Below are 25,128 nucleotides of genomic sequence, written 5' to 3'. Positions count from 1 at the left end.
GATCTATGGATAAAGCCAAACGCTACTTGCTTCAAGCAAAAGAATACCTCTCACACTTTAAAAAGGTGGAGAAAAAAGGAGGCCCACCAAAACTAAAAGTCACCAATAAAAAAACCGTCAATATCGCAGTCATAGGAGGAATTGCTTTCCTCCTTTTTGTTGGTCTCTTGGGATCTCTTCGTGCTATCACACTCTCAAATAAGGTAGGAACACTACAAGCTCAAGTGGAGGCTACTAAAAAACAAAAGGCACAGCCAATGGAGTCGAGTAGAAAATACGACTATAAACTCCAGTATTACCTGAATGACTATGTCTATGCTTATTTCACCCTTCCACAAGAAGGAGACAAACAACAAGCTCAAGTGGATTACCTAAATAGCTTTTACAACTTCATTCCTTATGTGAAAGCCCAAGGTCAAGTTCGAAATCCTAGTGAACTCCTCTATTCTCAGTTAGTGACTGTAGAAGGGAAAGTTGCGACCTATAAGATTAAATACAAGGAAACTATCCGCCGGGATAATAACACGGAAGAAAAAGAAATTGTGACAGGTTTCAATATTCCATTTGATGAAAAAGATGGGAAATACTATATCTCTGGCCTTCCTTGGTTCTCTGCTATTGAATCCTCACAAGCTGGACACTTTAGTGAAGATGATCAGCTCCAACTAACTGCTAATGATCACTTTTCAGATGGTCAGCGTAAAAAAGTCGAAAAATTCCTCAAGGTCTTCTTTACCAACTATACTACTAATCAAGATAATCTTAATCTGATTGCTAAGGATGTGGATATTATAGCCAATACCACCTTCAAAACGATTGATTATACCTATCTTAAAAAAGATGGAAAAAATCTAATTGCCTATGTCCAAGCAACCTTTGAGGTCGGAGGAACCACTCACTCAGAAAACTTCACTTTTACTCTCTCAGAAAAAGAAAAGACCTTCTATGTCACAAAACTAGAACACACCATTCCACTAAATTATGCAAATGATAAAGAATAGGAGAACTCTATGAATACAGACAATCTACGAACCTTCCTCCAGGGCGATGGAATTTGGATCCTGACAGCCATTGCTGTGCTCTTAGCGATCAAGGCTTGGCGAAACAGCTCTTGGCTTCAACTCTTCTCTGTCGTTGGTTTCTATGCCGTTATTGTTTCAATTGCGAAAGGACAAGATATCCTAAAAGCAGTCGGCTGGTTCCTGCGACTCTTCGGTATTGAATCAGGACTTTAAGTATGAACGAAGAAAGACTTTATGATTACAGTAAGGGCCTAAACGCTCCTTATTGGATCCAAGAAATCAAGACAAAAAAGGGCACTCGACTATGGTACTTTGCGACACCGATGCAGTTGTCCTTTTTCATTGTCTTTATCATTGTCTTTGTGGCCATGTTACTCTTTGGAGGGTTTATCTTTGTGCCACTCGCAAAAATCACTCACTCAATTTCTCTCTTGCTCTATTGGTATCTCCCTTACAAATTGGCCAAGTTCTATACTGAATACGAGCCTCACGGTAAAAAGATGCACGTCTTTATTGGAGATTACCTGATTTACTTCTGGGACTTTAAGATCAATAAAAGAGCTATCTACCATGAAGATCGAATAGAGCCTGTAGAAGAAATTGTCTTTGAAAAAACAAATCTATAGAAAAGGAGGACCTATGAGTATTACTTTAACCTATCCTATTAGGGAAACACATGAAAATCTAGCTCTCAAAAAAGATCAAACTGTCGTTGCTTATTATCGTATTCCAAACACTCCCATCACCATTACAGATGATGAGAAAAAGGGCAAACATAAAATCACTGTTGCTCAAATGATGAAGAAGCTCCAGAAAAACAAGTTCTTTGAAATATCTCTGATCCCTAAAGACTATCTTTTAGAAGAGAAAATGCGGGACTTTTCAGATGCTCTAGCAGATGATAGTCGTGAACTAGGTGAAGAACTTCTTCTTTACACGGTGGATCGTCTAACGGATGAAATGGAGATTCCTTATCAGTTTGACTGGGTCGTCGGAGTGACCTTACGCAAACAAAATCATGGAGCCACCGTCAAAGACTTAGCCTATGAGAACTTTAATGAGTTCACAGAAAAGATCGCAAAAGGCCTTGGATATGAATATGAATTAAGTCCCACTTGGTATGAAGACTATAAAAGTGATGAATTCACCATTTTCCAAGCCTTCTCCGTCCTTCGGGCAAAACGGTTATCCAATGAAGAACTCTTTTATTACCAGCGGATGCAATACCTCCGCTATATCCCTCACTACAAGAAGGAGGTGCTAGCTAATCGTGCTCAGTTCAATATCACAGATACCTTGATCAAAGTCCTAAAAGGTGGCTTCCTCAAGCTAGAAAGCCCTTATGGATCTTCTTTTGTGACGATTCTTCCTGTAGGTAAATTTCCTGTTCAATTCAACGGTTTTCATCTGGGCGAATTTATCCAACGTTTGAACTTTCCCGTTGAACTACGAATCAAAGCAGAATTCATTGATACTGGTAAAATCAAGGGTCGAATGGGACGTTCAAATACACGTTACAGAAACATCATGGAGGAGGCAGAAAATACCGATACTGTCCAACAAGACGAGATCATCATGGGTTCCATCTCCCTAAAGGACTTAATGAAGAAAGTCGGAAATAAAGAAGATATCATCGAATATGGAGCCTATCTTATCGTCTCCGCTTCTAGTGTAAACCAACTCCGTCAAAGACGACAAGTAGTTTTAAATTACTTTGACGATATGGGAGTCGAAATTAGCGAAGCCTCTCAAGACGGACCTTATCTCTTTCAAGCTCTACTCTATGGAGAAAACCTCCAAAAGAAAACTCGCACCTGGACTCATATGGTCACAGCTCGTGGCTTTTCAGAACTCATGCCCTTCACCAATACTTCTTCTGGAAACCGTATTGGTTGGTATATCGGCCGAGTAGATAACTGGACAGGTCGTTGGGACAATATTGCAAAAGCCATTGATTCCTCAAAGAACATTGTCCTCTACAATGCGACAGTGGGAAATAAGGAAGATATCGCTGGAAAGATTACTAAGAACCCGCATATCATCATTACGGGTGCAACAGGACAAGGGAAATCCTTCCTTGCACAGATCATCTTTTTAAGTGTGGCTTTACAAAATGTTAAAACCCTTTATATTGACCCTAAACGTGAACTTAGAAATCACTACCAAGAAGTGATTAACTCACCTGAATTCGCACGTCTCTATCCTGAACGCAAGAAACAGATTGAGAACTTTAACTTTGTAACACTGGATAGCTCACTACCATCAAACCACGGAGTCTTAGATCCTATTGTCGTTCTAGATAAAGAACAAGCTGTAGAAGTCGCAAAAAACATGCTTGAGTTTCTGCTACAAGCCGTAGATGATGTCACGATGGATCAGAAAACAGCGATCACAGAAGCTATTAATGCGATTGTAGAAAAACGAGTCGCTGGTGAGAAAGTCGGCTTTAAACACGTCCTAAAAGTGCTGAGAGACTCCACTTCCTCTGAAATCGCTTCAGTTGGTCGTTATCTGACATCAATTGTGACGAATTCTATCTTGGAACTAGCCTTTTCAGATGGTACCACTCAAGGACTTAACTATGAATCACGAGTGACTATCCTAGAGGTCAATAACCTCAAACTACCAAAAGACGATTCCACAAAAATTTCAGATCATGAACGAAACTCTATCGCTCTCATGTTTGCGCTTGGTGCCTTCTGTACCCACTTTGGAGAACGAAATGAAAATGAAGATACCATTGAGTTCTTTGATGAAGCGTGGATTCTTATGAAGTCCGCAGAAGGAAAAGCCGTTATCAAAAATATGCGTCGGATTGGACGCTCCAAAAATAATACCTTGGCACTGATCACTCAGTCTGTACATGATGCAGAAAATGATGATGACACAACTGGATTTGGGACCATCTTTGCCTTTTATGAAAAGTCTGAACGAGAAGATATCCTAAAACATGTCAATCTCGAAGTCACTGAAAGCAATCTCGAATGGATTGATAACATGATTTCTGGTCAATGCCTGTACTATGACGTGTATGGCAATCTCAATATGATTTCCGTACACAACATCTTTGAAGATATTGATATGCTTCTAAAACCAATGAAAGCTACAGTGTCATCAAGCCTTGAAAATAAATACGCTAGTTAGGAGGTGAATCCATGCAAGAAGCATTTGACAAACTAAGGGGAGTCGATATCTTCTCTCTCAAGTCCTACATGGAGCCGACTGGGTTCGCTTCCTTTAATGGGGCCTGGGTTCTGATTAATGAGCTTTTCGTCAACTTCTTCTTTTTCATTCTAAACGCAGTGGTGGGCTTCTTTTCTTTGCTGATTCGAATTCTTGAAAAAATTGATCTATACTCTAGCTATAAAAACTATGTGTTTAATGGAGCAATGAATATCTGGAAAGGATTCATCGGTTCAAGTTCTGGTGGAGTCGCAAAACAATCACTCGTTTCGATGTTGCTTCTGATTCTGGCGTTTTATCTCTTTTATCAGTTCTTCTTTTCTAAGGGAGCTTTTTCAAGAACTCTCCTTCATGTCTTTCTAGTTCTCATCCTTGGCTTTGGTTACTTTGGGACAATCGCAGGCACCTCTGGTGGTCTGTATCTACTTGATACTATCAACCATGTTTCCCAAGATGTCACTAAAAATATCACGAATATCAAGGTGGAGTATGGAAATAATAAATCCATTAAAATTGGTGATTCCATGGCAGATAGCTATATAGCAGAAACATCTTATAAAGCCTATGTCTTTGTCAATACTGGACAAGAAAATGGGAAATATAAGAATAGCCAAGACGGAAAACAAGAAACTTTTGACGATAGTAAGGTACTAGGAACAAGCGATAAAAATGGGAACTTTACAGCGGTTAAATCCAAAGATCGTTCTAAATATCTGGATGAACTAGGAAATGGAGCCAATGATGATGGTGAAAAGAACCGGTGGGTTTCAGCTATGCCAGATTTCATTTTCACTCGTATGTTTTATGTTATCTTCAAAATCTGTGAAGCTTTTGTATTAGCGATACCAGTTATTTTGATTCAGATGCTAAACGTCATTGCTCAAACACTTGTATTGATGATGATTCTGCTCTTTCCAATTGTGCTATTGATGTCCTTTGTACCAAGAATGCAAGATTTGATTTTTGGAGTTTTAAAAGTCATGTTTGGTGGATTGCTTTTCCCAGCTATCACGAGCCTATTAACTCTGTTAGTCTTCTACATTGAAAAAATGATTGAAAATATCGTCATTACTGGATTTGATGGTATCCTTAAAACTCTTCCATCCTTGATCATCTTTGGCCTTGTCTTTAAACTACTCATTTCAGTTGTATCAAAAGGACTTGTATACTTCCTTCTATGGAAATACAAAGCTGAACTGATCCAATTCATTCTTGGCTCTAAAGCACGAATGGTGGCAAGTGACATTGGAAACAAAGTTGAAAAAGGAGTCGCAAAGACCAGAGAGGTGGCTTCACAAGTACCATCGAGAAGTCTTTCATCTGCACAACACCTTGGGAACTTTGCCCTAGCAGGTGCTGGTTTTGGAGCTGGGATGATGATGAATGCCAAGAGTCACTTCCAAAATGTTGGTTCTTTCTTTACCAATAAGGAATCAGAGCACCAACCCGATGAAGTGCTCCCAACAGAAACACTTGAGACGCCAACAAGTCCGGATGCTCCAGAACCAAGGATTCCGAAAACAAAGCAAACGCTTGAAAGTGTTAAACCAGCTGAAGAAAAAACACCAACTCCTTCAATGGAATCCCCAATCACAGCGGAGCCAACATCAAGTTCAAACAAGGAATTTCAAACTCTTAAAGAAGAATGGATTTCTCCATTTAAACAACTCCGCATTAATAGTATTGAGCGCAAATTAGAGGAATATAAAGATCCTCAAGCCATGTACAAAGCCCAAGGATCCAATGCCTTCACTCGTGCTTATAGGAAAACCTTGACACGAGATGATAAATTAAGAGCCAATATTGAACGAAGAGACCGATTAACAGAACGCTTAAGACAACTTAGAGGAGAATGATATGAATACCAAGATACGCTCAAGAACTGCTTTTCCAAGAGTTCTTGAAGAAACTCTTTATCAAGCCTACCAAGAAGGAAAACACTCAGTCGATTTCCTTCTTTTGTTTCCAGTATCAGAACAAGAAAGAGACAAAATCATCTTACAGGCTAAGTCCTATTCAGTCGTTTTAGATGCAAAATGGCGTTTTGGGACTGTTCTGTTCACTGCTTATATAAGACATTAACTAGAAAGGAGATTCGATGAAAAAACTAAAATGGTTTCTATTAGCCGGTCTCATTCCTCTCTTTCTACCGGTCCTCATCATCATTATCCTTATGGGGGCTGTCGGAGGTGGTGGAACGAATGGCTCACCTCAATCCCAAAATGGAGTGACTTATGCGGATCACTGGTCAGATGGAGATCCCTATACTCACAACCTACTGGTTCATCGCTTCGGTATTACAGCAGAGCAATTAGACGGCTTTTTAGATACGTTAGGAATCTCCTATGATAAAAACCGAATTAATGGGAAAAAGCTCCTCGAATGGGAAGCTAAATCTAATCTTGATGTCCGTGGAATCGTTGCGATCGCACTGAATGAAAGTTCCCTTGGAACTGCTGGAGTAGCCACTAATCCTGGAGCCAATATGTTTGGGTTTGGAGCCTATGACTCCAATCCAGAATATGCCAATAACTTCAATGATGAAATTGCTGTTGTCGGACTAACCCAGCAAACCATCATTGGGAATAAAAACCAAACCTTTAAAATACAAGATGATAAGGCTAAAAAGTTTGCGAATGGAACACTCAATCCAGCAACTGATGGTGGAGTCTACTTCACAGATACTACTGGATCAGGAAAAAGACGTGCTGAAACCATGCAAAAACTGGATGCATTCATTGATGAACATGGAGGAACACCAAAAGCTCCTGAACAAACTACAGGAAAAACTAGAGATGGTGGAGGAGTAACTTCAAATGATATACCTGTAGGTTATAGTTTGACAACAGCTATTGATACCACAGGATATATCACTAGTACATATCCTTGGGGACAATGTACCTGGTATGTCTTCAACCGTGGAAAACAAGTCGGAGTCAACTTTGATCCATTTATGGGAAATGGTGGCCAATGGATGAATAAGCCAGGATTCACAATAACCCATACACCAACAGAACACTCTGCTCTATCATTTAGCCCTGGACAAGCTGGAGCTGATCCAATATACGGACATATTTCATTTGTGGAACAAGTTAAATCAGACGGCTCAATTCTCGTCTCAGAATGTAATGTGAAAGGATTAGGGATCATTAGTTATCGTACATTTGATGCGGAAACTGCAAAACAATTTACCTATGTTATTGGACATTAGAAAGGAATAGATATAGATGATTCAAGTTGTAGATAAAAATGATTTAATGGAATTGATTGGATATTCTGAAACACAAGCTAGTAAATTAATACGAAAGGCTAAAAGCCAGCTTGTACAAGAAGGATTTGAATGGTATAAGAATAAACGTATTGGACGTGTACCAATTATTACAGTTGAATCCATTCTTGGTTTTCAAATACAATTAAAAAATGATATAATTGAGGGGAACCTTCAAAGCGCTGTCATGACTGAAGGAGAAAAATAGCATGGCGGTAATTAAACAGGACGATGGACTGTGGCTAGTTGATATTAGTGATGGTAAAAGTTCCTTAACTGGCAAACGTATACGACACCGCAAATCTAATTTTTTAACGAAAAAAGAAGCAGAGGAATATGAGGCTTATTACCGTATCCATAAGTTAAATCAGATACAGAATACACAAAAACTCACCATTTCCTCTCTTTATGTAATGTTAAAAGAAGAAGATGAGCTTCGTGGAAATAAAAGAGGTACAGTAGATACCCAGAACTCATACTATACCCAATATGTATCGCGATTCTTTGAAAATGCTGATATGTCTTCAGTTACCATTCAAGATGTAAAAAAATATCGAGATTGGTTAATCGAACAGCCTAGTGTAAAAGGTGGCACACTTACAGCAACGCATATTAACCAACAAATGATTTTTGTTCACAAGTTGTTTGATATCGCTATTTCAAAAGGTTTTAGACAGGATAATCCATGTGATGCTATTCGGAAACTTCCAGAAAAGCATAAAGAAATGTCTTACTATACTCCTGAACAATTCAAGGAGTTTGAGTCCTATTTCGAAGAAAGTGAATATCCTTTTAAACTTCTATATCGTGTACTCATGTTTACGGGAATTCGTATGGGGGAGGCACTTGCCTTAACTTGGAGAGATGTTTTTCTTGATGAGGGATATATCAAGATCCGTAAGTCGGCCTATTATCGTAATGGAAAAACACATATTGGATCTGTAAAGACAACTCAATCAAATAGAGAGATCTACATCCATAAAGCTTTTGTGGATGAGTTGAGAACATGGAAATCAATTCAAAGTCAGAAGCTGGCTAAGCTAACTGATTCAACAGATGATTTACAGATTTTCCAATTTTCAGGGGAGCCTATGACTGCTCCAAATGTCTCTAACTTTAGAGCATCATTCAAGAAACGATTGCCAGAAGACTTCAAATTGATTCGAAACCATGATTTTAGGCATTCGCATGTTGCCTTTTTAATTAATCAGGGATTGAGGAGAGGAGAAGGAAAGGATTATATCTTTTTCACTCTGATGAAACGACTAGGACATAGTTCTATCAATACAACAATAAATATCTACTCACATTTGTTCCCATCACAACAAAAAGAAGTCGCTAATGCATTTGACGATTTTTAGAAAAATGGGCAGAAGTGGGCAGTAAAAATTAAGCAACAGGGTCTAAACCCTTGATACGAAAGGAATCTAGAAAACATTATGATGAATATGCAAAATATGATGAAGCAAGCTCAAAAATTGCAAAAGCAAATGGAGCAAAGCCAAGCGGAATTAGCCGCAACTCAATTTGTAGGGAAATCTGCTCAAGACCTGGTTGTTGCAACTCTTACAGGTGATAAGAAGGTTGTCTCCATCGATTTCAACGCCGCAGTGGTCGACCCAGAAGATACAGAAACTCTTTCTGATATGACGGTGCAAGCCATCAATGCTGCCATTGAAGAAATTGATGCGGCAACCAAGAAAAAACTCGGTGCTTTCGCAGGGAAATTACCATTTTAAGCTAAGGAAGTTTTCATTAACTCAAAAGAGGCTCAGTTTTGAGCCTTTTTCAGATTGAAGACAAAGTCATATTAAAAACTTTCCTTGGGTGAGTACGGACGTTAGGTGAAATTATCCAGTGGATGATTTCAGCAATCCAGGAAGTTCCAAGACTAATTATTGAGCCTAAGGTCTCAATAATTCCGAGTGCCTGAAACGTTATTGTTTCAGGCACTTTTCTCACTGCGGAAAGTTTTAGTATTTTCTTTCTTTGATATACTAACGATATATTTTTAGGTTTATGTCAGTAATTTTATTCTTTTCTTAATTCAATGACTTGATCGTATCGACTTTCATTATCAATATGGTGAGCGATTTCTAACACCATCATCGGTAGTGAGAAAATCAAGTCACGAACCATCTGGCTATTTTCTACGTCAAGAGCTGCAGTTACCTCATCTGCTAATAAAATATCCTTTTTACGAAGTAGGAAGCGGGCTAGTTCAATCCGGACTCGTTGTCCGCCTGAAATATTTTCTCCGTTATTAGTGATTACAAAATCAAGTCCATCAGTGAGTTCATGGTCGAGTTTGACCTGTCTCAAAGCAGTCTCCAATTCTTGATCTGAAAACTCTTGTCCCAAACTGAGATTGTAGCGAATAGTATCATTAAAGAGGAAAGGATGCTGGCTGATAATGCCTACCTGACGAACAAAGTGACTTGTTTTAACTCCATCTCTTGTACGACAAGTAATCGTTCCGGCATCCGGCTTTTCTTCTCCTGTGATCATTCGGAAGAGGGTTGATTTCCCACAGCCACTTGGCCCTTTGATGAGGACTTTTTCGCCTTGTCGAATGGATAGATTAAGATCGCGAATAATCTCTCTACCATTATAAGATTTACTTAAATGAGAAATTTCTAGTTCTTCTACTTGAGAGATCGAATGATTGTCCGATTTACTATCATCTGCTCGATTCAAGATTCCGAAAATCTTTTCTGCCGTTGTTTTGGCTCCTTGTACTTCAACCACATCATACATAATATTTTGTATAGGACCTACCAGTTGACCAGCGGCAATATACATTGCAACCAGGCTAGCCACTGAAACATGATGACCCTGCATAGCAAGGAAGAACCCTAATACCAAGGGGAGTACTTGGCTCAGAAAGACCATAAAACCATTACAAAAGAAAACAATATTATGGGTAAAAGCAAACTTTTGAATGGCTCGCTGATAACGTAGGTTGATATTCCAGACGCGCTGAGAATTTTCAGGCAAGGCCTGATTCATCCGCAAGGTTTGAGCCCCTCGAATACTATCAGAGATTTGGTTATGAACGGCTGTTCTTCCCTGAGACATTTCATCCCCTGAATTCTTTAGCTTATTATTCATTAAGAATTGTGGAATGGGACGTAAGATCGTGAAGAAAACAAAGATAGAACCCAATAAAACATTTTGGGCAATGATATAGATCGCCGTAATCAGCGCTCCAAATCCCCAACATGAAATAGACATATAGCGTTCAAAAAAGTTATCTCCTAAAAATTCCATATCCTGTGTCAGCATGGTAATTTTTTCATCTTCACCATATTCCCTGTCTTTCATTAACTTCTGAAAAAGTGCCGTTCGGATATTCATGTGAATTTCACGTCGAAAGACATTATTTGCATGATTACAAAATAACATTAGACTATACAAAGCGAAATAGACAGAAAAACCAAAGAGGGCAAATTTCCAAATAGAGGAATAGGTAAGGTTATTTTGATCTATCGATAGTGCTTTGGCAACAACCAAGGGTTGCCCCAAAGCGAGGCCCCCGTTTGCCAGTGCACCAATAATGGTTAGGTATTTTGTTTTTTTATCAAGATATTTAAAAATATTAATCATAAATCTCTCCTAGATAATAGAACCCTATTATTGAGAAATATCAGATGTAATCATTAAATCTTATTACATATTATTCTTTGTGATATATTTTACATGCTCATTATACATCTAAAAATAAGTCTGGTCAATGAATATTCAAAAAATTAGAAATAATTAAATTCTTAATAATTATCATTTTAAGTTGAGACTTTTGAAAATACTCTACCTATCTGTCTGATGAAAATTTACTTTAGTCAATCTTTACAGAAATGAAATAAAAAGCACCCCCAAAGAAAGATATGAAAACATCTAACTCTAGGAGTACTGCTCAGTTTTGAGCCTTTTTATTCATCAAAAAATCCGGATAAGTCCAAGCCTCCGAAGGGGTTGGTGGAGAAGTTCTCTTGTTCTTCAAGGAGGGTGCGTCCTTGATCAAATTCGAGGAATTGTTGGTAGACAAGAGCTGTCATGCGGGCGTCTTCTAGGCTATCGTGCGATCTTCCTGCGACTCCTAGAAATGCTGCAACGGTGTGGAGTTGGAGATTTTTAATGCCATGAAGGTCAGATGGACGACGTTCGAAAGCCTCGTCAAAGACATCGACAGCGTACTGGTCTTCTAGATCCAAGCCATTTTCAAGCAGGATGGGAAGGTCGCTTTTTTTGGCGTTGTATCCGATCAAGGGCCGGTCTCCAACGAAGGCCTTGAATTCACTGAGGACCTGCTCTAGTTGTGGAGCATTTTGGATCTTGTCCTGGGTTATGCCAGTGAGGCCGTTAATAAAGCTTTTTAGGGGCTTATCGGTGTAGACGTAGGAGTCGTAGTGGTCGACTTCTTTACCGTCCGTAAAACGCACGGCAGACACCTGGATGATCTGATAGGCACCTTCGTATTGGTTAAATTCGAGATCGAAGGCGATATAATCTTCTAATGTTTTCATGGAAAATCTCCTGTGGTAGAAAAGAAAAGGGACTGGTAGGATCCAGCCCCAGATTATCGACGGAAAACGCGTGCCCAGAAACCTTTGCTTTCTTGCTCTTGAACTTTTTCATTGGCTTGTTCGAGTTCAAGTTTCAAGGTGTCGCGGTCATTCATTGCTTGTAAAGTCAATTGTTGTTGTTGGTCCAATTGCTTGTCTTTTTCAGCAATTTGAACGTCTTTCACGCGCAACTGTTCATCTTTCTTAGCGAGTTGCTCGTCTTTGGCTTTGAGTTGCTCGTAAAGACGGACGATTTCAGCATTTTTTTCATCCACTAAAATTTCCATCAATTCGCGTTGCTTCACATCATCGCTGACTGGCTCATCTTCAAAAATAGTTTTTTTGTAGATTTCTTCGAGCTTGATCAAGCCACTACGGGTTACAACGGTAACCCCTTTTTCGTTTTTTTGTGTATCTTCTGGAGCCAGCGCCTTGACACGGTTATTGACCGCCTGGCGGCTGACTCCTAAAATTTCAGCAATTTCGCTGACAGTTTTTTCAATCGCCATAACTTCCTCTAATATCTTTTTCTATGAAATACTCTATTAGATAGTAACATAAGTAGGCTAAGCTGTCAAATGAAGCCGAGTAAGGGCAAGCCTTGAGACCACGATTAGCGGGTCTCTGTCATTTCAGGAAGATGGAGGCTGGATTGTGCTAAATCAATGGTCAGTTGGTAATCGGTTTGATCGCGCACAGTGATTTCAAAGTCCGTTGTGTAAAGGACCAGGCGAAGGGTCGCTCCTTTTTCGAGCTTGTAGATGGTTGGTTGAAGATCAAAGTCAAATTCCATCCACTCGCCTGGCGTCACAGCCTCAACCTCTAAGAGGTCATGACGATTTTGGAGGTTGAGATAACCTTTAGAAATGACTCGTTGGCCAGCTTCTTTGAAAGGCAACTCAGTCAAATTGTCTAGCATATGGTAGCGACCGTTATCCAGCGTACGGACCGACAAGACAGCAGGATAGGGTTGGAGGTATTTCTTGCTTCCAAGCTCTAAGAGTTGGGCTGAAAGCAGGCCTTTATTGGTGCTGGAGTAAAGTCGCAGGTGAAGGCGAGCTTTCCCATTGAGGTGTAGGTCTTCTTCGATTGGAAGATCAATGGTCACCTGTTGCGCCTTATCCTGGTAGAGGTCCGTTAAGAAGGTCGGATAAGCCTTGCCATAGCGCTCGTAATCTTTTGTCTCGTAGCGGTTTTGGATGACTTTTTCGTCGTCTCCCAGGGAGAAGGTCCGCTGATTTGTTTGGTTGCCAAAATCATCCAAGGAAGTCCAACTTTGTTCTCCTGTATTGTCCTGCCAGATGACAGTAGGCAATTCATAGCTTGAATCGTAGCCCAGCAATTTTTTAGAGAGGAGGGCGTTCATGCTTTCGCGGAAGTCAATGGATTGCCAGTTGTTGAGATAGACATGGGCACCATTGTGATAGAAGAGGTGTTTCTTGATGCTTGTTGGAAGAGCCTGGAACATATTAAAGACGTGAAGAGGTTTCACGTTCCAGTCTTGCGAACCATGAGTGAAGACCACCTCAGCCTTCACCTGATCAGCATGTAAGAGATAATTGCGGTCGTGCCAGAATTGATTGTAGTCTCCAGAAGCGCGGTCCAGCTCTTTTTTCACGATGTCTAGATCGGCTTGGTGGGCTGCATTATGGTGCAAATAGTCTCCACCTAGAAGGTTGCGCGAGTAGGTCAATTCGGCAAGGGAATCGAAATCTTCACCTGGATAGCCACCAGGACTTGTCACGAGGCCGTTTTCGCGGTAGTAGTTGTACCAAGAAGAGATCCCAGCCTCTGCAATGATGACTTCAAGACCGTCCACACCTGTGGTCGCAAGGCCGTTAGACATGGTTCCAAGGTAAGAGATCCCGGTGGTTGCGACCTTTCCATTAGACCAATCAGCTTTGACTTGGCGTTTGCGTGTGTGATCTGTAAAGGCCCGGCAACGGCCATTGAGCCAGTCGATAACGTTCTTGTAGGCTTCGATTTGTTGGTAATTTCCATTGGTCATCAAGCCTTGCGAATCTTTTGTCCCCACTCCAGATACGTAGAGATTAGCGTAGCCGCGTGGAAGGAGGTAGTCGTTGAGGGTATAGCTGGAATTGATATGGGTGAGAGTTTCTTCAGCTTCATCGACTAGCTCAGCTGAACCGACAGGATCCACCAATTCTAATTGAGGTACTTCTACTTGAATGGTATGAGGTTCTTTGACCTCGAGGTCGACATTCATATTGTAGAGGGCCTTGTCGCTGGCCTTATCGTTGGTCCCTTGGTGATAAGGACTTGCGGTCATAACAGCTGGAATCTTGCCTTCATAGCGAGGACGGATAATGCTGACCTTAACCAAGTCTGGCAAGCCATCCTTGTCGGTATCGACCCGGCTTTCGACATAAACGACCTCACGGATAGCATCCTGGCTTGTAAAGGTCGCGAGGCTCTTGCCGTTAAAATAGTGATACTGGTTATCTTCAGGAATCAAGCCATCGCTGACCAACTGATCGATGAGTAAATTTCCTTTTACTGTTCGAGTATTGAGAAGGTGATAGAGGTTTTCTACCAAGTTTCCATACTCAATCGGAAATTGGACTTCTTTCAAGAAGCTATCCGTATCTTCAAAATCAATAAAATAGCGGAAACCGAGTAATTGGAGGGCTACTGTGTAAAAAATGTTCGGAGACCATTCGCAGTCAGATTGGATATACGTTAAAAAGTCTGTTTTAGAATCCACCACTAGGTTAGAGAGGGGATAATCTGTATCTTTATAGGTGAAGTAAACCTTGCGGACAAACCATTCAAACAGTTCTTTTTCTGGGAGGTGGGTGGGAAGGTCAAACCCAATTTCTTTTAGTTCCTTAAGAATGTCTTTTTGGTCAACAGATAGATAGCTATATTGATTGTATTTCATAGACTGCTCCTTTTATCAGTTTCTTTTTTCTTTACTTCTTATATTATACGTGATAAAATAGTATTTGTCTAAAGACCTTTCGTCTATAAGGAGAAGGAATATTGAAAAAAATATCTTTTGAACAAGTTGCAAGAAGACGGACCTTATTGTTTGGGGTTCTTGCCGTCATTTTTGGGATTCTCATTTTTCGAAACGGCGTTGGTTTCACCAAATTTTCCTTGGATCTATTAGCCATTTACTTTTTAGTTGATGGACTAGGAAGCTTTCTTCTTCGCTTTTTGTTACGTAGCAAGTCTATTTCCTATAGCCACTCTATTTGGTTTATTTTTCTTTCACTTGCGTTGATCTGGTTGAATCGACTGAGTGGTCTGCCCGTAAACTTAGTTGTGATTTGTTTAGGGGCATATCAGTTGGGGAGTGCCATTGTCTATGGGATCACATTTTGGCTTTATAAGGCCAATCGGGTAAAAGGAGGCTGGCTCTATTTATGGGATGCGCTTTTAAACGGTGGGCTTGGTCTAGCAACTGTCTTGGAACCTGGTTCAGATGGGCACTTCCAATTTATCCTCTTGGGGGCTTATCTGGTCTTGTTGGGGATTTCTAATATTCGAGATGGTATTTTATTTGACAAAGACCAACAAGGCCAAGAGTTAAAACGTCGCTTTCGTATTAGCCTACCGGTTATCTTTGCAGCCTTTATCCCTGCTAAGGAGTTAAAACGGTTTAACCAGTTTCTTCAAAAAGGGAGCTCGGCGGGACACACAGGCCCTTATCGATTGGTGAAAAAAGAAGAAGAGGCAAGGGAATTAGAAATTTTGGTTCATACTTCTGACAGCAACTTATTTGGAGCGATTGGGCATGTAGATATTTGTTATCAGGGGAAGGTCATTTCTTACGGAAGTTACGATCCCTTTTCAGAGCGTCTATTTGGGACGATTGGGGATGGCGTACTGTTTAAAGTGGATAAGGAACCATACATCGAACTATGTAAAAAAGAGAGTCAAAAGACGCTGTTTGGCTACAGCCTATCCCTTACCGAAGAAGAGAATCAGGCAGTAGAGAAGCGTCTAGCTGAAATTGATCAGTTGTTAGAACCTTGGGATCCACCTAGTAGGTTACTGGAAGACGGTCAGCCGACCTACGCTTACAAATTGAAATATGATTTAGGGGCTGAGCTATATAAATTTACTTCTTCGCGTTTTAAATCTTACTTTGTTCTGTCTACTAATTGCTGCCTGTTAGCAGATTCCATTGTGGGACAGGCGGGAACGGCTGTATTAGATGTGCGTGGAGTGATTGCACCAGGGACCTATCAGGATTACTTAGAATACGAATTTGAAGCTCCAAACGGGCGGGTCCATACACGAACAGTATATTAAGTAAAGAAAGACAGATTTTTATTTTTGAAAAATCTGTCTTTTCTTGCGCAAAATTTCTTGTAAAAAACCAGAAAATTATTTACAATAAAAAGAGCTTGGAGGAAGTTATGACAGCAAATCAGATCGTAAGAGTGATCCCAGTCTTGAAAGTGAATAACCGAAATGTCAATCAACGCTTTTATGAAGAGACATTGGGAATGAAAGTATTAGTGGAAGAAGGAGCTCTCCTATCTTTAGGAGATGCCTCAAAAGTAGAAAAAATCGTCTTAGAAGAGTCACCGAGTATGCGTTCGCGTAAGGTCGAAGGTCCAAAGAAATTGGGTCGCATCGTGGTGAAAGTGGCACAAGCTCAAGAAATTGATTATTTGTTGGCCCGCCAGCCAGAAACAAGCGCCCTTTACCAAGGAGCTAATGGTCGCGCCTTTGAAGTTGTGTCTCCTCAAGGAGATACCATTTTCGTGCATGCTGAAGAAAATCTTGAAAGCCTAGAACCGTTGGAGAAAGCGCCTCTTGTAGAAGCTCCCGAAGATTTCAAAGGTTTGACGAACTTTGATGTGGACTTTCTTGAGGTCAATGTGGCCGATCTTGCTAAGGCTGAGAAGTTCTATAGCAGCTTGCCAACTTTGGCACATCTTATCCATTTGCAAGAGGCTCAAGGAGAAGATCTCCAAGTGGGAAACCATGTGACTTGGGATTTGAGTATGATCAAGGTCGAATTGGCTCCTTTTGATGTAGAAGTTCTGAAAGAAAGCTTAGGAGAAGCTGTCGATTTTGTGCACCGTAAGGGAACTTTCTTGATTGCTAAGGATCCGAGCCAGATCGAACTCTGGTTTGAAGCCAATCAAGATCAGGTCCATATTTCTTATGAAGAATAAGAATGGAGTGATGAGCGTGAAGGCAATCATAGAAAAAATCACCGAACAAATCCAAGAAGGCATCTATCCAGGTGCCTCTCTTGCGCTTTACCGAAATGGTCAGTGGAGTGAGCACTATCTGGGACTCGCAGATCCTGAAAAAGGAGAGCCAGTAGAGGCTGATTTGGTCTATGATTTGGCCAGTGTCAGCAAGGTTGTCGGAGTAGCTACTATCTGTGCCTTTTTGTATGCGAAAGGAGAGCTTACGCTCGACCGCCCTTTTAAAGAGGTCTACCCACGTTTTGCTCATGAAAAGACGACCATCCGGGAACTGTTGACCCATACTTCTGGGCTTGATCCCTTTATTCCCAATCGGGACCAGTTGGATGCGGGACAGTTGAAAGAAGCCCTTGAAAATTTGCAGTTAAAAGAGGACAAGAGTTTTCATTACACCGATGTCAATTTTCTTTTGCTAGGTTTTTGGTTAGAAGAAGCATTCGGTCAGTCCTTGGATGACTTGTTTGAAGAATTGATTTTTGCACCCTGGCAGATGGCGGAAACACGGTTTGGACCGGTCGAAAAGGCGGTGCCAACGGTCCGTGGCCTTGCTTCTGGAAGTGTTCATGATCCCAAAGCGAGAGTTCTGGGCCCTCATGCGGGAAGTGCAGGACTTTTTTCAACTGTTGCTGATCTAGAGTGCTTCTTAGAGCATTATCTGAAGGAGGATTTTGCGCGTGACTTGTCTCAGAATTTTGCGCGTGAAGAGGGCAAGACCCGCGCTCTCGGATGGAATCTAGAGGGTGACTGGTTGGATCATACGGGCTATACTGGAACCTTCATCATGTACAATCGCAAGAGACAGGAAGCTGTGATCTTTTTGTCCAACCGGACCTATGAGAAGGACGAACGGGCCCAATGGATCCTCGACCGCAACTCCTTGATGGATTTGATCAAACAAGAATTTGAACAATAGAAATGGAAGGCTAGGATGATGGATCCTGGCCTTTTACGGTCTGTCCGTGAGAAAGAAACTGGTAGGAGATTCATTTTTGAACTCCGTCTTAGGTTGGATTTCCTTCAAAAGCATCGCTTTTTTGGCTGATTTATATTAAAATAGTAATGACCATAATAGAACGAGATGAATATGAACAAAGAGATAGGCGTCGGAAGGGCGCATAGTAAAATTATCTTAATTGGAGAGCATGCGGTGGTCTATGGTTATCCGGCTATTGCCTTGCCACTCCATCATATCGAAGTGACCTGCCAGATCATCCCGGCAGACAGTCCATGGATTTTGTTTGAAGATGACACCTTGTCCATGGCGGTTTTTGCGTCTCTTGAGCACCTCGGGATTCGCGAGGCCCGAATTCGCTGCCGGATTCAGTCCATGGTACCGGAAAAACGGGGGATGGGATCGTCTGCGGCGGTGAGTATCGCAGCCATTCGTGCCGTTTTTGACTATTATCAAGAGGAGCTGGATGATGAGACCTTAGAAATCCTGGTCAATCGAGCAGAAACCATTGCCCATATGAATCCAAGTGGGCTCGATGCCAAGACCTGTTTGAGCGATCAAGCCATTAAATTCATCCGGAATGTCGGCTTTTACCCGCTAGAGCTGGGTATAAAAGCGAGCTTGGTGATTGCAGATACAGGGATTCACGGCAATACCCGTGAGGCGATTCAAAAGGTTGAAGCCAGGGGGCAGGAAGTTTTGTCCCATTTCCATGAGATTGGTCAGTTGACCCAGCAGGTGGAAGAGGCTCTGAAAATGAATGATCTAACGAACCTAGGACAGGCTTTGACTACTTGCCATGAGCACTTGAGAGCCGTGGGTGTCAGCTGTGAAAAAGCAGACCATCTGGTCGCCGTTGCCCTTGAAAATGGGGCCTTAGGCGCTAAAATGAGCGGAGGCGGTCTTGGTGGCTGTGTGATTGCCCTCGTCAAGGATTCTCGTGAAGCAGCAACCATTGCCCATGCATTAGAAAAAGAAGGAGCGCACCATACATGGATCGAAAACCTGTAAAGGCTAAGTCCTATGCCAATATCGCGATTATCAAATACTGGGGAAAAGAAGATGCCAAACAGATGGTCCCTTCGACCAGTTCGATTTCGTTGACCTTAGAAAATATGTATACAGAGACCAGTCTCTCTCCCTTGCCAGCAGATGCGACTGCGCATGAATTTTACATCGATGGGGAATTCCAACATCCAGCTGAGCAAGCCAAAATTGGAGCTGTGATTGATGGCTTGAAGCCAGCAAATGAAGCGGGATTTGTTCGAGTGGATACCAGCAACAACATGCCAACCGCAGCAGGCTTGTCCTCTAGCTCGAGTGGGCTCTCTGCTCTCGTCAAGGCTTGCAATCGGTATTATGATTTGGGCTTGAGTCAGGAGGAATTAGCTCAAAAAGCCAAGTTTGCTTCGGGTTCTTCTTCACGGTCTTTCTTTGGACCCTTAGCAGCCTGGGACAAAGAAAGTGGAGAAATTTATAAGGTTAAAACAGACCTGAAACTGGCTATGATCATGCTGGTTCTCAATGACAAGCAAAAGCCCGTTTCCAGCCGGGAAGGGATGAAACGCTGCATGGAGACTTCGGCTAATTTCAAAGAATGGATCGAAGAGTCTAGACAAGATTATAAGGATATGCTGGACTATCTAGCTGGCAATAATTTTGAACATGTCGGTCAGCTGACAGAGCGCAATGCCCTTGCTATGCATGCGACGACTAGAACAGCCACTCCAGCCTTTAGCTACTTGACAGAAGAAAGCCACAAAGCTATGGACTTTGTCCGTGAGCTTCGCGCTGCAGGCCATGCTTGTTACTTTACCATGGATGCAGGGCCGAATGTTAAGGTTCTCTGTTTAGAAGAAGACTTGGATCAGCTGGTGCCTTTATTTGATGCCCGCTATCGGACCATCGTATCTAAAACAAAGGACCCTCAAGATGAAGACTAAGTATCAGGTACAGACTGGAGGTAAGCTCTATCTAGCTGGAGAATACGCGGTGCTAACACCTGGCTATGGAGCCGTGATTCAGTTTATTCCCATTTATCTGTCAGCTACTATCCAAGAATCTAGAAGCTATCAGCTAGCCTCAGACCTTTTTGGTTACAAGGTAGATTTGACCCCAAATAAGGACTACGCCTTGATTCAAGAGACTATTCAGCTTATGGAAAAGTGGCTGAAAGATCAGGGGATAGCCCCTAAACCGTTTGATCTTCACCTAAGAGGGACGTTGGGCGAAGAGAGGAAAAAGTATGGGATTGGTTCCAGCGGAAGTGTGGTCTTGCTCGTGATCAAGGCCGTGGCCGCTCTGTATGAACTAGACCTACATCCGGACCTGCTCTTTCGACTAGCAGCAGTGGTCTTGGTGCAAAGAGGGGACAATGGTTCCATGGGCGATTTGGCTTGTATTGCCTACGAGGACTTGATTTATTACCAATCCTTTGATCGGGCTTGGTTGCATGAAGTCTTGACTTCTCAGCCCCTGTCACAAGTTTTAGACCTGGATTGGGACTACCAGATCTGCTCGATCCAGCCAGCCATCGCTTATGATTTTCTGGTTGGTTGGACCAAGGAACCAGCGATTTCAAGTGATTTGATCCGTCAGGTCAAGGGAGCGATCAAGGAAGAATTTCTTCAGGAGAGCCAGAGCGCAGTGAAGAATCTTGAAAAAGGCCTCCGTGAAGGGAACCAAAAAGAAATTGAGACCAGTATCAAACGTGCCGATAAGAACCTAAAGTCTTTGAACCCTTTGATCTATACCCCAGCTCTGAAAGTTCTGCAAGAAGCGACAGAGGGTCTTTCTGCCTGTGCCAAATCTAGTGGTGCTGGAGGAGGCGACTGTGGGATCGCCCTTAGTTTTGATCCAGTTGAGACTCAGACCTTGATAGACCGCTGGAAGAAAAAGAATATTGAAGTCATTTACCAAGAAAGGATGGGAGATTCGTGAGCGAAAATCGAAAAGACCAGCATATTCGTTATGCCTTGGAGCAAAGCTCCTCCTATAATAGCTTTGATGAGATCGAGCTGATTCACCGATCCCTCCCCCTTGTGGATCTAGCGGAGATTGATTTGACAACCCATTTCGCAGGGCGTGATTGGGAGGTCCCTTTTTATATCAATGCTATGACAGGCGGGAGTAAACGGGCCAAAGAGATCAATCAAAAGTTGGCAGCAGTAGCCGAAGCCTGTGGGATTCTCTTTGTGACTGGCTCTTACAGCGCAGGGCTGAAGGATCCGAACGATCAATCGTATGCGGTCAAAAAAGACCATCCTCATCTTCTTTTAGCAACCAACATTGGCATCGATAAAGAGCCAGATCTGGGCTTGCGAACAGTGGAAGAGCTACAACCTCTCTTTCTTCAAGTCCATGTGAATCTGATGCAAGAGTTGCTCATGCCCGAAGGGGAGCGGATTTTCCACACTTGGAAAGACCATCTAAAGAGCTATGGGCAGGGCTTTCCTGTACCTGTAGTCCTGAAGGAAGTTGGCTTTGGTATGGATCCCAAAACAGTTCAGGCAGCGTTAGAAGCTGGGATCAAAACCGTCGATATTTCTGGTCGTGGTGGCACTAGTTTTGCCTATATTGAGAATCGTCGTGGTGGCAATCGTGCTTATCTGGATGATTGGGGACAATCAACTGCGCAGTGTCTCTTACAGTTACAGGATCAGATGGATCAGATTGAGGTCCTCGCAAGCGGGGGCATCCGTCATCCCCTTGATATGGTCAAGGCCTTAGTCCTTGGAGCGCGTGGCGTAGGACTATCCCGCGTTTTTCTTGAGATGGTAGAGACTAAGAGCATTGAAGAAGTGATCGTCCTTGTCCAAGGCTGGAAAGAAGACCTCAGATTGCTTCTATGTGCGCTCGGTTGTCAGAACCTGAAAGAGCTCCGTGAAGTCGACTATCTCCTCTATGGAAAGTTGTGGCAAGCTCAGCAACAGAAAAAATGAAGAAAAATCATTTTAGAAACTTTCCTTAGGTGAGTACGGACGTCAGCGAACTTCTACGAAGTTCCATGACTTAGTTTTGAACCTAAGGTTTCAAAACTCCCGAGTGCCTGAAACAAAAACGTTTCAGGCACTTTTCTCACGGCGGAAAGTTTTCGTATATTATGATTCATTTTGAAAATTAGAACTCTTTTATAGTTCTTTGAAGAATCACATAACTTATTTTACTTAAAAATTAGTTCCTATTCGTTTAGGATTGGCAAAATAAGCCAATTTTTTATTTTTTTTGAAAAAGTGTTCTCCTCAAAAATTCTGATAGTTTACGAATCGTTTACGGTTGCTGGAATCGCTTGCAAAACAGGCTTGTAAAAGAGTATACTAAATAAGGAAAAACATTTTTAAAAAGGAGTTTAGGATGAAGAAGCACTATTTTCGATCAGCTGTAGCAGCCTTGCTTCCGCTTTTGTTGATTGCTCAACCTGTTGAAGCTTGCACGGGGTTCATCATCGGGAAGAAACTGACTGCCGACGGTTCGACCTTGGTAGGGCGTACAGAAGATTTAGAGCCCAACCATAATAAAAATTTTGTGGTCAGAGAGCGTGTCTACAATAAAAAAGGTGCCATCTTTGAAGATGCCGCCAACGGTTTTCAATATCCCTTGCCAGAGATTAGCTATAAGTATACAGCGGTTCCAGATGTCACCCCTGATCAGGGGATTTTTGACGAAGCAGGATTCAATGAATATGGGGTTTCCATTTCTGCCACTGTATCGGCTTCAGCAAATGACAAGATCCAAAAAGTGGATCCCTATGTCAAGGATGGCCTCGCAGAATCGGGCTTGACCAGTATCGTTCTCCCTAGTGTGAAAACCGCAAGAGAAGGGGTCGAACTCATTGCTAAAATCGTCGAAGAAAAAGGCGCTGCAGAAGGAAATATTGTGACCATTGCCGATAAAGAAGGCGTCTGGTATATGGAAATCCTATCTGGCCATCAATATGCGGCGATTCTCTTCCCAGAGGATCGGTTTGCGGTCTTTCCAAATACTTTCTTCTTAGGGGATGTAGATCTGTCAGATACCGAACGCACGATCGCCTCAAAAGATCTTGAAAAAGTCGCCAAAGAAGCCAATAGCTATAAGGAAGTGGACGGAAAATTCCACGTTTCTCAATCCTATAATCCGCCTTTGCAAGAAGCAGATCGCTCTCGGGTTTGGTCGGGAATCAAATCGCTAGACCCAAGCTCTCCTGTTAAATATGACGATGCGTCCTTTGACCTTCTTCATACAACCGATCGGAAATTAACTCTCCGCGATGCTATGAATCTCCAACGCAATCGTTTGGAAGGAACCAAATATAAACCACAGGATCAAATGGAGCTGGATGGAAAAGGTATTCCGAAAAAAGGGGAGTTTGATGCGGTTTATAAATACCCTATTTCCAATCCAAATGTCATGGAGGCCCATATTTTCCAACTGAAAGACGATGTCCCAGCGAGTGCGGGTGGGGGCACCATGTGGCTGTCGATGGGTAGTCCACGAAATGCTCCATATCTACCCTACTATGGCAATATTCTCAACACCTATCAAGCCTACCAAGAATTAGGGGATCATTACAATGATCGCTCTTGGTATTGGACCATTTCAAGAATCAATGACCTTGTGGCCAAGTATCCAGATTTATTCGAAGATGGGGCGATTCGTACTGAAATGGAACGATTGGAGTCTCAGTGGATGGTCGAACAAGATCTGAGTGATAAGGAGCAAATTGCCCTTGCTTCTCAGCCTGAAGAAGCGAGTGAGAAGGCAACAGAGGAAAGCTTGGCAAGAGCTGAGAAAACCTTCGAACGCTTGCAAGAAATCAGAAAAGAAGCAGAACAAAAGGTAGCAGATGAACACGGAAAAAGTGCTCTGCAGAATTTAGATGACGAAGAAGATGCTGCTTATGAAGAAAAGATTGATCTCGTTGAATTTGACTATGATTACATTCTAGCAGCAGGCTTATTCGGGGCAACCCTTCTAGCGATTGTGATCTACCTGATTCGCTCAAAGAAACAAAAGGGAGGAAAACAAGATGACTAAAATTCAAAGAGCCTCGATCTATCTTTTTCTACTGTTGGCAGGAATTGGCTTGGAGTTTGAACTCGGTCATCTTTCTCAACAAGAATTTAGCCAGTCTGCAGGCAGAGATTTGGTCTTAAACTTGTCTGTCTTAGCTGCAATTATTATCCCGCTCTATCTCTTTTCAAAACGATTGGGCAAGCAGTTGTCTGTCCCAACTTATGTCTTATGGATTGCCATGTTTGGAGGAGCCTTCGTAGCAGGCTGGTTGAGCTTTTCAGGCAATAGCTTGATTGATATTATGAATAGCCATGTGATCAAGGATGCCACTGTCTTTAACAAGTGGACCGATGCCTTGACGGCCCCATTTTCAGAGGAATTCTTTAAGGCTCTGGTTGCCTTTTGGGTTGTCTTGATGGTTGGCAAGAAAGATCTAAAAGCGATTCTAATTGCAGGCTTGGGCTCTGGCTTTGGTTTTCAAATCATTGAGGATTTAGGGTATGTTGCTCGCCAAACCAAAACCAGCCAATTAGCCGCGGTTACTGAGGCCATTAACCGGATCTCTGGTGGATTAGCTTCACATGCCCTCTATACTGCTGTTGTATCCGTTGGTATCTTCCTCTTGTTGTCTCAAGTAACCCAGCAAAAGGAAAAACTCTTTGGGCTTTGGTGTGTTCTCTCGACAGTAGCCAATCACTTCTTATGGAACTCTCCGTTTTATGAAACAGACCATCGGATTAATCTTCTCGTCGGACTACTCTTTGCCGTCCAAGTAGGGACCTTTATCGAAGTGGTGCTCTATACTAAGAAACATCCCGAGCTGCCATTTTTAAAACAATAAGAAAAATTTTTCAAACACAAAAGAGAGTGGGACAGAAATCGGTAATTCGTTAGAACTCGATTTCGTCGTCCCACCTCCGCACAGTTGAGTAGGGCTGTAAAAGCTGATGAA

Annotated in this window: 23 protein-coding genes; 19 read left to right on the top strand and 4 right to left on the bottom strand. The window is 42.1% G+C overall.

Features of this window, described 5'->3' with window-relative positions; all coding sequences use genetic code 11:
- Positions 1–5 precede the first annotated feature (5 nt).
- The 10 genes from LIZ08_RS08240 to LIZ08_RS08195 all read left to right on the top strand — a co-directional run bounded on the left by LIZ08_RS08240 (position 6) and on the right by LIZ08_RS08195 (position 9,212).
- A complete protein-coding gene (locus tag LIZ08_RS08240) occupies positions 6–1,001 on the top strand; it encodes a conjugal transfer protein (RefSeq protein ID WP_227038648.1) in 996 nt (331 codons plus the stop codon).
- Between the two features lie 9 nt (positions 1,002–1,010).
- On the top strand, positions 1,011–1,235 hold the full coding sequence (locus LIZ08_RS08235; RefSeq protein ID WP_003005585.1) for a TcpD family membrane protein: 225 nt from the start codon (positions 1,011–1,013) through the stop codon (positions 1,233–1,235).
- Positions 1,236–1,237: 2 nt separating this feature from the next.
- Positions 1,238–1,648: a conjugal transfer protein gene (locus LIZ08_RS08230; protein WP_201037196.1), complete on the top strand. Its 411-nt coding sequence runs from the start codon at positions 1,238–1,240 to the stop codon at positions 1,646–1,648.
- A 13-nt stretch (positions 1,649–1,661) separates the two neighbouring features.
- Entirely contained in the window at positions 1,662–4,166 is a 2,505-nt protein-coding gene (locus LIZ08_RS08225) for an ATP-binding protein (RefSeq protein WP_227038647.1), read from the top strand.
- An 11-nt stretch (positions 4,167–4,177) separates the two neighbouring features.
- A complete protein-coding gene (locus tag LIZ08_RS08220) occupies positions 4,178–6,061 on the top strand; it encodes a conjugal transfer protein (RefSeq protein WP_227038646.1) in 1,884 nt (627 codons plus the stop codon).
- Between the two features lies 1 nt (position 6,062).
- Positions 6,063–6,287 carry a hypothetical protein gene (locus tag LIZ08_RS08215; RefSeq protein WP_227038645.1) on the top strand — a complete coding sequence of 75 codons (225 nt, stop codon included), beginning with the start codon at positions 6,063–6,065 and terminating at the stop codon, positions 6,285–6,287.
- A gap of 16 nt (positions 6,288–6,303) precedes the next feature.
- Entirely contained in the window at positions 6,304–7,416 is a 1,113-nt protein-coding gene (locus LIZ08_RS08210) for a CHAP domain-containing protein (RefSeq protein WP_070586819.1), read from the top strand.
- Positions 7,417–7,432: 16 nt separating this feature from the next.
- The gene (locus LIZ08_RS08205) at positions 7,433–7,681 is read left to right on the top strand and encodes a DUF3173 family protein (protein ID WP_003005186.1); all 249 of its coding nucleotides are present in this window, start codon (positions 7,433–7,435) and stop codon (positions 7,679–7,681) included.
- A gap of 1 nt (position 7,682) precedes the next feature.
- Entirely contained in the window at positions 7,683–8,834 is a 1,152-nt protein-coding gene (locus LIZ08_RS08200) for a site-specific integrase (RefSeq protein ID WP_049488261.1), read from the top strand.
- 78 nt (positions 8,835–8,912) lie between these two features.
- On the top strand, positions 8,913–9,212 hold the full coding sequence (locus LIZ08_RS08195) for a YbaB/EbfC family nucleoid-associated protein (protein ID WP_003005613.1): 300 nt from the start codon (positions 8,913–8,915) through the stop codon (positions 9,210–9,212).
- Positions 9,213–9,504: 292 nt separating this feature from the next.
- Here the strand turns inward: LIZ08_RS08195 and LIZ08_RS08190 are convergent, their stop codons facing one another.
- The 4 genes from LIZ08_RS08190 to LIZ08_RS08175 all read right to left on the bottom strand — a co-directional run bounded on the left by LIZ08_RS08190 (position 9,505) and on the right by LIZ08_RS08175 (position 14,937).
- Positions 9,505–11,079 carry an ATP-binding cassette domain-containing protein gene (locus LIZ08_RS08190; protein ID WP_227038644.1) on the bottom strand — a complete coding sequence of 525 codons (1,575 nt, stop codon included), beginning with the start codon at positions 11,077–11,079 and terminating at the stop codon, positions 9,505–9,507.
- A 323-nt stretch (positions 11,080–11,402) separates the two neighbouring features.
- Positions 11,403–11,996 (bottom strand): 3'-5' exonuclease, encoded by a 594-nt coding sequence (locus LIZ08_RS08185; RefSeq protein ID WP_049515767.1) that lies wholly within the window; start codon positions 11,994–11,996, stop codon positions 11,403–11,405.
- A 53-nt stretch (positions 11,997–12,049) separates the two neighbouring features.
- Positions 12,050–12,544, bottom strand: coding sequence for a DUF536 domain-containing protein (locus LIZ08_RS08180; RefSeq protein ID WP_003008835.1), 495 nt, complete (start codon positions 12,542–12,544; stop codon positions 12,050–12,052).
- A 104-nt stretch (positions 12,545–12,648) separates the two neighbouring features.
- Entirely contained in the window at positions 12,649–14,937 is a 2,289-nt protein-coding gene (locus tag LIZ08_RS08175; protein ID WP_227038643.1) for a Xaa-Pro dipeptidyl-peptidase, read from the bottom strand.
- Positions 14,938–15,038: 101 nt separating this feature from the next.
- On the opposite strand from LIZ08_RS08175, the gene LIZ08_RS08170 reads away from it, so the two are divergent.
- From LIZ08_RS08170 to LIZ08_RS08130, 9 genes are all read left to right on the top strand, one after another.
- Positions 15,039–16,316 (top strand): DUF308 domain-containing protein, encoded by a 1,278-nt coding sequence (locus LIZ08_RS08170; RefSeq protein WP_264463495.1) that lies wholly within the window; start codon positions 15,039–15,041, stop codon positions 16,314–16,316.
- A gap of 107 nt (positions 16,317–16,423) precedes the next feature.
- Positions 16,424–17,191: a CppA family protein gene (locus LIZ08_RS08165; RefSeq protein WP_227038642.1), complete on the top strand. Its 768-nt coding sequence runs from the start codon at positions 16,424–16,426 to the stop codon at positions 17,189–17,191.
- A 10-nt stretch (positions 17,192–17,201) separates the two neighbouring features.
- Positions 17,202–18,143 (top strand): serine hydrolase domain-containing protein, encoded by a 942-nt coding sequence (locus tag LIZ08_RS08160; protein ID WP_227038641.1) that lies wholly within the window; start codon positions 17,202–17,204, stop codon positions 18,141–18,143.
- Between the two features lie 171 nt (positions 18,144–18,314).
- Positions 18,315–19,193 (top strand): mevalonate kinase, encoded by an 879-nt coding sequence (mvk, locus tag LIZ08_RS08155; protein ID WP_227038640.1) that lies wholly within the window; start codon positions 18,315–18,317, stop codon positions 19,191–19,193.
- Positions 19,175–20,125 (top strand): diphosphomevalonate decarboxylase, encoded by a 951-nt coding sequence (mvaD, locus tag LIZ08_RS08150; RefSeq protein ID WP_227038639.1) that lies wholly within the window; start codon positions 19,175–19,177, stop codon positions 20,123–20,125. The genes mvk and mvaD overlap by 19 nt, the downstream gene beginning before the upstream one ends.
- Positions 20,115–21,122: a phosphomevalonate kinase gene (locus LIZ08_RS08145; RefSeq protein WP_227038638.1), complete on the top strand. Its 1,008-nt coding sequence runs from the start codon at positions 20,115–20,117 to the stop codon at positions 21,120–21,122. Before mvaD ends, LIZ08_RS08145 begins: the two co-directional genes overlap by 11 nt.
- Entirely contained in the window at positions 21,119–22,123 is a 1,005-nt protein-coding gene (fni, locus tag LIZ08_RS08140) for a type 2 isopentenyl-diphosphate Delta-isomerase (protein ID WP_227038637.1), read from the top strand. Before LIZ08_RS08145 ends, fni begins: the two co-directional genes overlap by 4 nt.
- A 412-nt stretch (positions 22,124–22,535) precedes the next feature.
- Positions 22,536–24,197 (top strand): C69 family dipeptidase, encoded by a 1,662-nt coding sequence (locus LIZ08_RS08135; RefSeq protein WP_227038636.1) that lies wholly within the window; start codon positions 22,536–22,538, stop codon positions 24,195–24,197.
- Entirely contained in the window at positions 24,190–25,017 is an 828-nt protein-coding gene (locus LIZ08_RS08130) for a PrsW family glutamic-type intramembrane protease (protein ID WP_227038635.1), read from the top strand. Before LIZ08_RS08135 ends, LIZ08_RS08130 begins: the two co-directional genes overlap by 8 nt.
- Positions 25,018–25,128: the final 111 nt, after the last annotated feature.

The organism is Streptococcus sp. 210928-DFI.4.42, from assembly GCF_020554365.1.
GTDB lineage: Bacteria > Bacillota > Bacilli > Lactobacillales > Streptococcaceae > Streptococcus > Streptococcus parasanguinis_S.
The sequence above is the reverse complement of the archived record's forward strand: the minus strand, read 5'-3'. Positions and strand labels throughout refer to the sequence as shown.